This window comes from Nostoc sp. (assembly GCF_036917355.1).
In the GTDB taxonomy this organism is placed as follows: Bacteria; Cyanobacteriota; Cyanobacteriia; order Cyanobacteriales; family Nostocaceae; genus Nostoc.
Genome location: NZ_JBALDP010000045.1, coordinates 35,328 through 47,724, shown reverse-complemented (window position 1 = coordinate 47,724; position 12,397 = coordinate 35,328). Strand labels below are relative to the sequence as shown.

Annotated in this window: 10 protein-coding genes; 4 read left to right on the top strand and 6 right to left on the bottom strand. The window is 41.6% G+C overall.

All coding sequences use genetic code 11. The annotated features are described in order from the left end of the window. Nucleotides 1-1,077, bottom strand: coding sequence for a PIN/TRAM domain-containing protein (locus V7K53_RS12940; protein WP_292775495.1), 1,077 nt, complete (start codon nucleotides 1,075-1,077; stop codon nucleotides 1-3). A gap of 382 nt (nucleotides 1,078-1,459) precedes the next feature. On the opposite strand from V7K53_RS12940, the gene hemW reads away from it, so the two are divergent. Both hemW and V7K53_RS12930 read left to right on the top strand, forming a co-directional pair. Next, entirely contained in the window at nucleotides 1,460-2,641 is a 1,182-nt protein-coding gene (gene hemW / locus V7K53_RS12935) for a radical SAM family heme chaperone HemW (RefSeq protein ID WP_335197895.1), read from the top strand. Nucleotides 2,642-2,651: 10 nt separating this feature from the next. Further along, entirely contained in the window at nucleotides 2,652-3,539 is an 888-nt protein-coding gene (locus tag V7K53_RS12930; protein WP_335197894.1) for a UTP--glucose-1-phosphate uridylyltransferase, read from the top strand. A 201-nt stretch (nucleotides 3,540-3,740) separates the two neighbouring features. On the opposite strand, the gene V7K53_RS12925 is transcribed toward V7K53_RS12930, so the two are convergent. Continuing rightward, on the bottom strand, nucleotides 3,741-5,138 hold the full coding sequence (locus tag V7K53_RS12925; protein WP_335197893.1) for a hypothetical protein: 1,398 nt from the start codon (nucleotides 5,136-5,138) through the stop codon (nucleotides 3,741-3,743). Between the two features lie 604 nt (nucleotides 5,139-5,742). On the opposite strand from V7K53_RS12925, the gene V7K53_RS12920 reads away from it, so the two are divergent. Together V7K53_RS12920 and V7K53_RS12915 are read left to right on the top strand one after the other, a co-directional pair. Next, nucleotides 5,743-6,867: a THUMP domain-containing class I SAM-dependent RNA methyltransferase gene (locus tag V7K53_RS12920; RefSeq protein ID WP_335197892.1), complete on the top strand. Its 1,125-nt coding sequence runs from the start codon at nucleotides 5,743-5,745 to the stop codon at nucleotides 6,865-6,867. Between the two features lie 239 nt (nucleotides 6,868-7,106). Then, nucleotides 7,107-7,373 (top strand): hypothetical protein, encoded by a 267-nt coding sequence (locus V7K53_RS12915; protein ID WP_069072185.1) that lies wholly within the window; start codon nucleotides 7,107-7,109, stop codon nucleotides 7,371-7,373. Between the two features lie 293 nt (nucleotides 7,374-7,666). Here the strand turns inward: V7K53_RS12915 and V7K53_RS12910 are convergent, their stop codons facing one another. The 4 genes from V7K53_RS12910 to V7K53_RS12895 form a co-directional block, all read right to left on the bottom strand. Next, nucleotides 7,667-8,893, bottom strand: coding sequence for a hybrid sensor histidine kinase/response regulator (locus tag V7K53_RS12910; protein ID WP_335197891.1), 1,227 nt, complete (start codon nucleotides 8,891-8,893; stop codon nucleotides 7,667-7,669). Nucleotides 8,894-8,952: 59 nt separating this feature from the next. Beyond that, on the bottom strand, nucleotides 8,953-9,189 hold the full coding sequence (locus tag V7K53_RS12905; protein ID WP_335197890.1) for a hypothetical protein: 237 nt from the start codon (nucleotides 9,187-9,189) through the stop codon (nucleotides 8,953-8,955). A gap of 101 nt (nucleotides 9,190-9,290) precedes the next feature. Further along, nucleotides 9,291-10,910 (bottom strand): NAD(P)/FAD-dependent oxidoreductase, encoded by a 1,620-nt coding sequence (locus V7K53_RS12900; RefSeq protein WP_335197889.1) that lies wholly within the window; start codon nucleotides 10,908-10,910, stop codon nucleotides 9,291-9,293. Nucleotides 10,911-11,122: 212 nt separating this feature from the next. Continuing rightward, nucleotides 11,123-12,163, bottom strand: coding sequence for a S66 peptidase family protein (locus V7K53_RS12895; RefSeq protein WP_335197992.1), 1,041 nt, complete (start codon nucleotides 12,161-12,163; stop codon nucleotides 11,123-11,125). Between the last annotated feature and the right edge of the window lie 234 nt (nucleotides 12,164-12,397).

Sequence of the window (12,397 nt, the reverse complement as noted above, 5' to 3'; positions counted from 1 at the left end):
TCACGCCAATGCTGAAGCTTGGGGTTTGGCAAAAATCATTCTTCCTGCTGTAGTTTGTAAAGCACTGGTAACTACTACTCGCAGTTCACCACCCACATAACTGCTACCTTCTTCAACAACTACCATTGTGCCGTCATCTAGATAGCCAATGCCTTGACTGGGTTCTTTGCCTTCCTTGAGGATTTTTAAATCCAGGTTGTCGCCTGGTAAATAACTGGGACGGACGGCATTCACTAAATCGTTCACATTCAAAACAGGTACTTTCTGAACACTGGCAACTTTAGACAAGTTGTAGTCGTTGGTTAGCAGTGTACCGCTGATTTCTTGTGCAAAGCGTACTAACTTGGCATCCACCGTGGGAATATCTTCGTAGTCAACTGCATTAATCAGGATGCGATCGGGATAATCTTCCTTAATACGGTTGAGAATTTCTAGTCCTCGTCTTCCCCGTACCCGCTTTTGGTCTTTGCTAGCATCCGCGACTTGTTGGAGTTCTTGCAATACAAATTGCGGTACGAGAATTTGCCCTTCTAAAAACCCTGTTTCTAGTAAGGCTTCAATACGACCATCAATAATACAGCTAGTATCTAAAACTTTGGTATTAGCTGGTTTTAATGTTCCTTCCACTACCATTGATTCAACGGTGTTGGGATTAATGAACCGCAATAAACCTCGCCCGTGGGTGTCTGCCAAATTCATGCCAGTAACGGAGAGGATAATACTACCAACAACTGCCACCAATGGCTTAATAAATCCAAAATCTGCCGGGATCGGGAGCAAAAATAGTGGGGCTAGCATCAGGTTGGCTAGTAATAGCCCAATCACTAAGCCGATCGCACGAGTTAAAATCACTTCTAGAGGCATTTCTTTGACTTGTGATTCTAGGCGACGATATGTCGTCTGGAAACTCAGCCCGATCGCACCACCAATAATAGCGGCAAAGACGGCAACAACTAAGCGTAAAGCTTCTAGATTCGTTACCTGATCTAGCGCCCCATTGGGTAGTAGTTCAATGCTGTAGAACCCTATTCCCGACGCTGCTAAGATAAATGAGAAAATAATAATGGCGTCAAGCATGGTTGTCTTGTTTTCCTGCAACTGTGTTAACCGATAAAGTTAAGTATTTTTTATTTCATCGGTAAGATAAACTAATCAATATTGACTTACACTAAGGGTTTAGGCTGACAATATCTGCAATTATTATAACTAAAGGCTTTTATCTTAATATTTTTCATTGTTTTGTTGTAAAAAGACAAAAACTTGTAAATAAACTAATTATTTTGTAAGAATTCAGAATCCAGAATTAAGAAGACTTTGATACCTAAGTTTAATAAAATCAAGAAGTTATTACACGCTTGATTTTACAATTATTCTGGCTCCTGACTCCTGACTCCTAAATTCTTAACTCATTTTCATTGCCTCTAATTCGCAGTTGCATTAACTTAAAACTTTTCTCAAAATGAGTCAAACATTTAGTATTTCTGGAATTGCGAGTTCTGCTTATGTGCATATTCCCTTTTGCAGGCGGCGATGTTTTTATTGTGATTTCCCGGTATCTGTTGTGGGCGATCGCTTGCGGGGCGAAACATCTGGTACTATCTCCCAATATGTTGAGGTGCTATGTCAAGAAATTGCCATTACACCAGCATTAGGTCAACCTCTGAAGACAATTTTCTTCGGTGGTGGTACTCCTTCGTTGCTCTCAATAGAGCAGCTACAACGGATAGTAACAGAACTACAGAAGCATTTTGGGATTGCGTCTGGGGCAGAGATTTCTATGGAAATTGACCCAGGCACCTTTGATTTAGCCCACATAGCAGGCTATCGCAGTGCAGGCACAAACCGGGTAAGTTTGGGCGTACAAGCCTTTCAATCAGAATTATTGCAAAGGGCGGGGCGATCGCACTCAGTTGAAGATATTTTTGCAGCTGTGGAACTAATCCACCAAGTCGAGATTCCCGTATTTAGCTTAGACTTAATTTCTGGATTGCCGCATCAGTCTTTGGATCAATGGCAAGATTCCTTAGAAAAGACGGTGGCGATCGCACCCACTCACATTTCCATTTACGATCTTACCATCGAACCAGGTACAGCCTTTGGTCGTTACTACAAACCTGGCGATACTCCTTTGCCCACGGATGAAGCCACAGTCAAAATGTACCAGATGGGGCAGCAAGTTTTAACTAGTGCTGGTTATGAGCATTATGAAATTTCTAATTATGCTCAACCTGGTCATCAATGTCAGCATAATCGAGTGTATTGGGAAAACCGCCCTTATTATGGTTTTGGTATGGGTGCGGCGAGTTATGTTGAGGGGAAACGATTCACCCGTCCGCGTAAAACTAAAGAGTATTACCAGTGGGTACAAGCTGGCGGTGTAATTGATTGTGATGTAACTCCCCCAAAGGAAGTATTGTTAGAAACGTTAATGTTGGGGTTGCGTTTGGCGGAGGGTTTGAGTTTGGCGGCGTTGGCGGAAGCATTTGGCGAAGAAAAGGTAGAGGCGATTTGTGGGTGTTTGCAATTGTATTTTGAGAAAGGTTGGGTGGAAATTGCAGAGGGAAGGTTGCGTTTGATTGATCCCCAAGGATTTTTGTTTTCTAATGTGGTGTTGGCGGAATTGTTTGAGAAATTGGGGTGACGAACTGCTTATGCAAAAAAATAAAGTTAGAAAAGCTGTGATTCCGGTAGCTGGTTTCGGTACTCGTTTGTTTCCAGCTACTAAAGTTGTCAAAAAAGAACTTTTCCCGATTATCGATCGAGATGGTAGGGCAAAACCTGTGATTCTCGCAATTATTGAAGAGGCAATTAGTGCTGGAATTACAGAAGTCGGGATTGTGGTGCAGCCAGATGACAAAGAAATATTTGCAGATTTCTTGAAAAACCCACCCAAAAAAGAACTTTTAGAGAAACTTTCACCACAAAATCAAGAATATAGCCGATATCTCGAAGATTTAGGTAATAGAATTACCATTTTGTTACAAGAGGAGCAATTAGGCTACGGTCATGCGGTATTTTGTGCCAAGGATTGGGTACAAAATGAGCCATTTTTGCTCATGTTGGGCGACCACATTTATGCATCTGACATTGAAAAATCTTGTGCGCGTCAAGTTTTAGATGTTTACGAACAAGTTAATCAAAACGTTATTGGCTTAACTACAATGCCAGCAGAAATTATTCATAAAGCTGGATGTATAACAGGAGTTTGGCAAGAGCTAAACTCGATTTTGTCAGTTACTCAACTCCATGAAAAACCGACTATTGAGTATGCACAACAGCATTTACGTGTAGAGGGAATGTCAGAAAATGATTTTTTAGGTATATTTGGCTTATATTTACTAACGCCGAAAATTTTTGACTTTATAGCAGAGCATATCAACCAAAATTTCCGAGAACGAGGTGAATTTCAGTTAACATCTTGTCTGGAAAAATTGCGTGAGGAAGAGGGAATGACAGGATATGTTGTTAAAGGCAAGTGTTTTGATACAGGTTTGCCAGATGCTTATCGGCAGACAATGATTGATTTTAGAAAAATATAGATTAATCTCAGTTCAATTCGTTTGTCTGGGAGGCTCTCGCTTTTTAAAATGGTTCAAATAGATAGTAGTCTATTGAGGTAAGCAGAGGCATCTTGAAACTATACCGTTTAATTTGCTCCTGGCGATCGCCTCCTTTTTTTGTGAAAGCAGTTTTTAGGTAGATGAGTTACAAAATGCAGGACTCTAAATCAGACACAAACCTTAAAAAACTACCTCAAAACTAGCGGTAGTTAGAGCAGGAAAAGAGGTAGCATCCAATTGTGCAAATTTACCCCCGGAATTAATCTCAGCAAAGTTATCCGCCGAACCATTAGGGTTATAAAAGAGACTACCATTTGCGCTATTATAAACGATCGCTGCACTACTACTTGCAGCTAAAGTATCGTTCGTCACTGTGGCAAAGTCTGCGGAATTTAATTTAGTCGGAAAGACTGAGTTACTTAGAGCAGTAAAGGTAGATTTAGATAGTAGGATCTTGTCTTGCTTAGGAGTGAAGTCACTAATAATATCAACTCCGAGTTCCCTAATATCAAACTTTGATCCTGTTGCAAATGCAAACTTATCTGAACCAGCGCCTCCTTTTAAGAAGTCGTCCCCACTATCTCCCTGTAGATAATCGTTGCCTTTGTTCCCGATCAGAATATCTTTTCCACTACTGCCAAAAAGAATATCATTACCCTTACCCCCTAGAAGGTTGTCGTCACCACTACCCCCATCTATTGTATCTGCACCATCTCCACCAATCAGGATGTCAGAACCTGCCCCCCCATCAATGTAATGATTACCAATAACACAAGAAAGTGAAATACTGTCATCACCATTCCCAGCAAAAACAACCTTGTCGCCAGCCGAAAAATTCCTCGAACTAAAGGTATCGTCTCCATTGGTTGTAACGACATTAGTACCGATCGCATTTCTGGATCGAGCAACTGCCTCTTTTATGAGATCAGCAAGATTCTCACTTTTAGAACCAAGAGTCAGTACACCACCTCGACCAAGCTGCGTAACTAGTGTCTTGTAATCGACTGAAAGATTACTAGTAGTTAGAAAAATTGGAATAATGTTATTTGCTTCTAGCGCAGTTTTTACTTGTCCGATCTCTGGATAATCTTCATTAGGATCGATTACACCATCTCCATTATTGGCAATAGTATCACTTGGAATAACCGCTGCGCGATCGCCGGCAACGTGATAAGTACTATCGGTGGCTATTATAACAACACGAAACGAACCTACTCTGTAACCAAGACTGCCACCGCTATCTAAAGCTGTGTACAAGAGTGCATCTAATTGTGATTCTGACCCATCATTGCCACCAAAAGCTTCAAAGTCAAAGATTTTGTCTTTAATTGTTGTGACATTATTTGTCAAAGCTACTTCTGGTTTATATACATAGTCAGCGTAACCTCCAAAAGGCGGTATTGGCTTATCTTTGAAGGAAGCAATACCAAATTTAAGGTCATCACCAAATATCTTTGCTAACTTCGGGTTGCTTAAGCGATTTACCGTCACAGGAAGTACGGCTTTAAGCTGGACTAATTCCTCATTGGATGATGATGTTAAGTCTTGTAGCAGAACAATATCAGATACTAAACTCATAGTTTTTCCCTCTGACTACTTTTATTAATGGGTTGTATTGGAAAGTGGCTGAATACTATTTAAGCTTGATATTAGCAAGGTTAATTGATTTAAGATAGTACTTAAACTGAAGAAAATATAATCTCTTTCAAAAAATATTTACTGCGTCCTGACTCAGGCTTGATTTAGTTTTTATGGGGCTTGTAGTGAGTTACCGAAGAAAGGCAGGAGGAAGAAAATATATTTTTTACCCTCTGCCACTTTCTTTTAGAGCAAGTAAATTTATTTATGTTTGTGTAGGGTGTGGTATACAAAAAAGAAGAAAATATGTATTTTGAGGTGCGTAGCAAATAGACATCTCCAGAAATTAAATATGCGTTACCCAGAAACCTTGTAGAGACGTAGCAGTGCTACGTCTCTACGTTCTATTTTCGGAGATGTCTAATATTTACTGCCTCCTTATTGAAACGAAAATTTAAGGGGTTTACCTCCTGCCTAATGCCCCCTGTCTCTACCCTACTTAAGGTTATAATCGCAGACTTAACGAGAGAGAATGTCACAAGATATGAGTTAAGCTAAAGTGCGTCAATGGGTGAGCAGTGAAGATAATGCTTTGGATTAGAGGATGAATCAGTATTTTGCAACGGTTGCTCGCGGATTAGAAACCCTTGCGGCTCAGGAGTTAGAGCAACTGGGTGCCCATTCCGTAGAGCCGGGGTTTTGCGGTGTAGCCTTTGAGGGCGATCGCACTTTACTTTATCGCGTCAATCTTTGGGCTAGGCTGCCGTTCCGAATCTTGGTGAATATCAATGAGTTTCCATGCCTTGATGCCAAGGATCTCTATCGCGGTATCCAGACTATCGATTGGCAAAACTATCTGACGCCAGATATGACGCTGGCGGTGAATGTCACGGGCAAAAACCAGCACCTCAACCACAGCCACTTCACATCTCTTCAGGTCAAAAATGCGATCGTCGATCAGCAGCAAGAAAATCTGGGCGAGCGTTCAAATGTAGAGCTTCATGACCCAGATGTGCGGGTTAATGTTCATATTGAACGCGACTTTTGTACCGTCAAACTCGACAGTTCTGGAAATAGTCTGCATCGCCGAGGCTACCGTCCTGCGGTGGGAGTAGCCCCCCTGAAGGAATCTCTGGCTGCTGCCCTGATTCAACTTTCGGGTTGGCAACCAAACCAGATGTTCTACGATCCTCTGTGTGGATCTGGCACTTTACCCCTGGAAGCTAGCTTAAAGGCACTGAATATCGCACCAGGGCTGTTTCGCGATAGCTTTGGATTTGAAAATTGGCTCGATTTTGATCTGCCCCTTTTAGAAAAGCTGCTCCAAGAAGCTAAGGACAGTCAACTAGATACCCTGACTGCACCTATTTGGGGAAGCGATCGCGATGAAAATATAATTGAGCAAGCGATTAACAATGCTCAAAACTGCGGCGTTGATAACCATGTATGGTTTTCTCAAATGGAGCTTGCTGATGTTGTCGCCCCTGCAGACAGTGGGATTTTATTCTGCAATCCACCCTATGGCGAACGACTGGGGCGAGATAGCGATCTAGGTGCATTTTACAAACTTTTGGGCGATGTATTGAAACAACGCTTCAAAGGCTGGACTGCATTTGTACTCAGTGGCAACAAGGAACTGTCTCAATCGATTGGACTAAAATCGTCCCAGCGAATTGCCGTGTACAACGGAGCGCTGCCTTGTCAGTTAATGAAATATGAGTTGTATTAAGACAAAGACGCGATAAATCGTTGTCTCTACAAAAGACCGATTATTTGTAGAGACGGCGATTCATCGCGTCTTACCTGTGATATTTTTAATACTCTTTAACAAATTTAAATTTAGCCAAAAAAAGCTTGAAACCAATTATTAGTCTATATTCTGGCAGTTATGATGACAACGTTTAAAAAAAGTGGCAGTATAATCGGTGACTGACAACCTGCAATTTATTTATAGCTAAGGGGCTATTTATGTCAGATCAATTCACGTTTACTGTTACCAATGACACCGAACAGGCAATTACAGAGTTGTGGGTATCTCTCGATGATGAAGATTGGGCTTCATTTACCTTGAGTGATTCAGGGATTCCATCGGGTGAAACAGTAACAATTGCTTGGGCTGAATATACGAACGATTCGCCCTGTGAATGGTATATCTCTGCTGTCTTTGAAGATGAATCAGAAAGTGAGTCAGCCCTATTTAACTTCTGCGAAGAACCAGCTTTAACGTTCGGCTAAATTTCCCATTGCGATCGCCTATGGCGGGCGTTTACGCCATCGCGCTTAATACATGATTGCATATCGATTCCAGCCATAAAAACAAAAGCCCTACCTCGAAATGTATCTAGGTGGGGCTTGATATTAGAATTGATATTGGCATGAATAACACACAGAATGAAATAGAATAAAGCTGAAAGAAAGGTATAAAACGTATTTTACTCCTGAATTCTTCTGTATAAGACTAGGCTTTTCCAGGTGACTTGTAAAATCTATTTGCTTTCTCTGCGCGTGGAGAGCAATATAATGTTTGCTTAAGATGATAAATCTGACAGGCTTAACGGTAATAAGACAGTGAATCTTGTGCAATCTTCAATATTGGTAACTTCTATTGTGCCTTGGAGACATTCTATAAGCTTCTTAACTAATGTCAAGCCCAATCCTGTCCCGCCAATTTTCCAGAAATCGTTGTAAGGAATTCGGTAAAATGGCTCAAATATTCGAGATTGCTCTTTTTTAGGGATTATTACGCCAGAGTTGCTAATTGTAATTTGAAAGAAGGGTACTTGAGAATTAATTGTCATACCAGATAGATCGTCTTTATCGATTGCATTTTTTGTCATGTAGATAGTCTGGACGGTTAATCTAATCTCTTCATCAGGAGGAGAATATTTGCAGGCATTGTTGAGTAATTCGGAGATAATTTTGCTAACAACACCTAAGTCTGAAACCATAGGTGGTAAATCTTGAGGAATATTAACCTGGAAAATCTGTTTTTGAGAACGAGCAAGTTCTCGAAAATACAAGGTTAGATGAGGAAGCCAGTCTTGAAGTTGAAATGAAGTTAATTCTAATGGATATGCATCTGTATCAATCATTTGCAAAGACAGCAAAGTGTTGACCAAATCTAGCCCTTTTTCACACTGTTGATGTAGAATAGTTACGTAGCCAGCTACAGACTCAAATGGAGAAAGTAGCTCTGAATTTAAAATGCCCTCTCGCTCCAGAATATTTTCTAGCACGGAGATTGTCATTTTGATATTCGATAAGGGCATTCGCATTTCATGAGAGGCGGTTGCTAGAAAATTATTTTTCAACTGGTTGAGCCGTTGAGATTGTGACAATTGCTCCCGTTGATAGCGATTGAGTGCTGTTTGAATAGCAACATAAAGTTGTTGTTCCTTGACAGGTTTGAGGATGTAACCAAAAGCAAATGTCATGTTAGCTCGTTCCACAGTGCTTTTGTCAGAATGTCCGGTAATATAAACGACAGGGACTTGAAAACGATTCCAGATTAGCTCCGCCGCCTGAATACCGTCCATCTCACCCCGCAACTGGATATCCATTAAAACCAAGTTTGGGAGCAGTTCACCAGCTTTCTCAATGGCCGTTTCTGCCGTATCGATAATATCTAAAACAGTGTATCCCAGCAGTTCTAAAGTTTCTTGTAAATTCATTGACAGGATATACTCATCTTCAACAACCAGAATCCGAACTTTTTCTGTTATCTGGGTGTTTGATAAAATGCTGCTAATATTCATAAAGCTACTTTTTATAAAAGAAATTTTGAAGCGTTTGCAAGTAATAAACTGAATTGATTTTATGTATGGCAAGTGTAAACATCATCAGGATTAATTACCACGATATAATCCACAGATATTGAATAAAGTTTCTGTTTTGAACTAAGTAAGGCTGTTCTTTGATTGATGATTCCCAGGGTTAAAGTTTCATGAGTATAGCGAGAAGATGAAACAAGAACATTTGTGGCGTGAAGTATTTCGAGACTACCAGGCTGTGAAACGTTCCAGAATTTAGTTTTTCCTACACCTATTGTCATCAATTCACAGCAAATAAATTTTGTATGTCAAATGGATGTTGTTTCTTAAGATGCGATCGCCTTTCCCCTTTTAGAAACAACCATCCATAAAACGTATCTTCTCAGATTTTGTGATTTACGGTTTGCAATATACTTAAAGCCACCGCCTCCGCTACCTTGATACCATCGATACCAGCCGAGAGGATTCCCCCGGCGTATCCCGCGCCTTCACCAGCTGGATAAAGACCGATTGTATTTAAACTCTGATAATCTTCTTTGCGTTTAATCCGAATCGGTGATGATGTGCGGGTTTCTACCCCAGTCAACACGGCATCATCCATTGCAAATCCTTTAATTTGTTTGTCAAAAGCGGGAAGTGCTTCACGGATGGCTGCGATCGCATAATCTGGTAAACTCTCACTCAAATCGCCCAAGTGTACCCCAGGTGTATAAGACGGTTTAACAGTGCCCAATGCTGTCGAGGGGCGATGGTTGAGAAAGTCTCCCACCAACTGTCCTGGAGCTTCATAAGTCCCGCCGCCCAATTCAAAAGCCCGTTCTTCCAAGCGCCGTTGGAAGTCGATTCCTGCCAAGGCATTGCCCGGATAATCTTCGGGGGTGATGCCCACAACGATCGCACTGTTGGCATTGCGCTCATTGCGAGAGTATTGGCTCATCCCATTGGTGACAAGTCGCCCCGGTTCTGATGCAGCGGCAACTACCAAACCTCCCGGACACATACAAAAACTATAGACAGAACGACCATTTTGGCAGTGGTGAACCAGTTTGTAATCGGCAGCACCTAAAAGCTTATGACCAGCTTGAGCGCCAAAACGACATTGGTCGATGAGAGTCTGGGGATGTTCGATCCGAAAGCCGATGGAAAAAGGTTTCGGCTCTATGTAAACCCCGCGTTCAAATAGCATTTGGAAGGTATCGCGGGCGCTGTGCCCTACCGCCAGAACTACATAATCGCTGGCGATATATTCCCCACTAGCGAGGGTGACTCCCCGCACCTGTCCATTTTCGATGTTAATATCTTCCACTAGGCTTTGAAAGCGAATTTCGCCACCGAGGGATTCGATTTTGGCACGCATACTTTGGACGATTCCGACTAGTTTAAAAGTGCCGATATGCGGTTTGTTGATATAGAGAATTTCTGGTGAGGCTCCCGCATTGACAAGTTCGGTTAGTACCTTGCGCCCATAGTGCTGAGGATCTTTGACTTGACTGTAGAGTTTGCCATCGGAAAATGTACCCGCCCCACCTTCGCCAAACTGGGCATTGGATTCTGGGTTGAAGTCTGATTTTTTCTTCCAAAAACCAAAAGTATCAGCAGTGCGATCGCGAACTTTTTTGCCACGTTCTAAAATGATGGGGCGGAAACCCATTTGTGCCAGCATCAAACCTGTAAACAAGCCACAAGGCCCAGTACCAATGACGATGGGGCGAATTGTCAAATTACTCGGTGCTTTTGCCACTGGGCGATAACTCATGTCTGGCGTAGCCATTACATGAGGATCTTTTTTCAGGCGCTTGAGTAGATGGCTTTCCTGAGTCGTTTCTACATCCAGAATATAAACAAGAGCGATCTCTCCTTTCTTACGGGCATCGTAGCTACGCTTGAAGATGGAATAACCGATCAATTCTTCGTCTGAAATTTGCAGCTTTTTGAGGATGGCAGCCTCGATCTCATCTTCAGGATGATCGAGCGGGAGCTTTATTTCTGTTAGGCGTAACATAGCGAGGAGAAATGCATACTGTCTATCAAAATTTTAATCAAAATCAGTGAATTTGAGATTTTAGATTTTAGATCGAAGATTCAAAATCCAAAAGTTAAAAAGGTCTAAAGGCGAATTTATCTCTAAGAGTTGCGCCCAAATTGATACTCGCTCTGCAATAAGCAAGCTACGCAAAATTAATCTAAAATCTAAAACTATTTGACTTTTGACTTTTAACTTTTGACTTCCCCAAAGGGGCTGACTGCCGCTTCTAACATTCGTATTGTCCCAAGTTCAGCATCTATTTCCACTTCTACACCGATTGGCAAGGTAAATTTATCCTTAATATGACCAATCATTGAACCGTACCAAGCAGGAATACCTAAAGGAAGTATGTGTTGTTGCAATACTTGCATTAACGTAAATGACGGTTCATCTCCAAGACTACATTTAGTGCATTGTCCAAAGATAAAGCCAGTAATTTGATTCAGTATGCCAGCAGTTTTTAACTGCGTTAGCATCCTATCTATACGATAAACATCCTCGCCAACTTCTTCCACAAACAGAATGCTTTTGTTCCAGGAAGGTAGGTAAGGTGAACCTACCATTGCTGATAGTACTGATAAGTTTCCACCCACAAGTTTACCTCTCGCCTTTCCCGGTGCTATTATCTCCAACCGTACTTCGCTAGGGTTGAGATTTTGCATAGTCACAACTTCACCATCAAATAGGATGCGCTTGAAGTAATCCACTGTAAACTGATTCCAGGTAGACGTAGCAACTGGCCCATGAAAAGTAACCATTTGACTACGGGCATTAATTGCCAACAACAGGGTAGTAATATCGCTATACCCGATGATAATTTTTGGATGGGAACGGATCAGCGAATAGTTGAGTAAGGGTAAAATGCGATTGCAGCCCCAACCACCACGCATAGGAATAATTGCTTTTATGGTGCGATCGCTAAACATCAAGTTTATATCATCAGCGCGATCGTCGTCTTTTCCCGCTAAATAGCCGTAACGATCTAATATATGTTTCCCCAGCTTGACTTTTAACCCTAACTGTGAAATTGATTTCTGCGCTGCTTCGATGTCTTTAGCGTCAACGATACCCGCAGGGGCTATCAATCCTACGGTATCACCAGGTTGCAGGCGGGGCGGCTTGCGGATGGTGTTTAGGGATGGCTTACCTTGGACGGTAAGTGTTGGTATCTGGGTAGCTAAGGTGGCAAGTCCACAGGTTGTAAGAAATTCTCGACGTTTGATAGTCATAACCATAAACTAATACCATTTTGGATTTTAGACTTCGGCTACGCTCAGTCGAACGATTTTAGATTTTGGATTATGAAACATCCATTGGACAAGTGTTTCAGTTTTCCATCTGTCGCAATCATTTTTCAAATTGGTATAACCACTCTAGACGCAAAAAAGACAGGGCGAAGAGAAATAGAGAAGATTTTTGCTTCAGTTTTCGGATATTTTTTTATTTGGAATTCCATAATACCC

What these genes read in the sequence shown, in the direction of transcription:
- V7K53_RS12940 (WP_292775495.1), bottom strand. Translation starts at nt 1,077, where the DNA reads ATGCTTGACGCCATTATTATTTTCTCATTTATCTTAGCAGCGTCGGGA.
- hemW (WP_335197895.1), top strand. Translation starts at nt 1,460, where the DNA reads ATGAGTCAAACATTTAGTATTTCTGGAATTGCGAGTTCTGCTTATGTG.
- V7K53_RS12930 (WP_335197894.1), top strand. Translation starts at nt 2,652, where the DNA reads ATGCAAAAAAATAAAGTTAGAAAAGCTGTGATTCCGGTAGCTGGTTTC.
- V7K53_RS12925 (WP_335197893.1), bottom strand. Translation starts at nt 5,138, where the DNA reads ATGAGTTTAGTATCTGATATTGTTCTGCTACAAGACTTAACATCATCA.
- V7K53_RS12920 (WP_335197892.1), top strand. Translation starts at nt 5,743, where the DNA reads ATGAATCAGTATTTTGCAACGGTTGCTCGCGGATTAGAAACCCTTGCG.
- V7K53_RS12915 (WP_069072185.1), top strand. Translation starts at nt 7,107, where the DNA reads ATGTCAGATCAATTCACGTTTACTGTTACCAATGACACCGAACAGGCA.
- V7K53_RS12910 (WP_335197891.1), bottom strand. Translation starts at nt 8,893, where the DNA reads ATGAATATTAGCAGCATTTTATCAAACACCCAGATAACAGAAAAAGTT.
- V7K53_RS12905 (WP_335197890.1), bottom strand. Translation starts at nt 9,189, where the DNA reads ATGACAATAGGTGTAGGAAAAACTAAATTCTGGAACGTTTCACAGCCT.
- V7K53_RS12900 (WP_335197889.1), bottom strand. Translation starts at nt 10,910, where the DNA reads ATGTTACGCCTAACAGAAATAAAGCTCCCGCTCGATCATCCTGAAGAT.
- V7K53_RS12895 (WP_335197992.1), bottom strand. Translation starts at nt 12,163, where the DNA reads ATGACTATCAAACGTCGAGAATTTCTTACAACCTGTGGACTTGCCACC.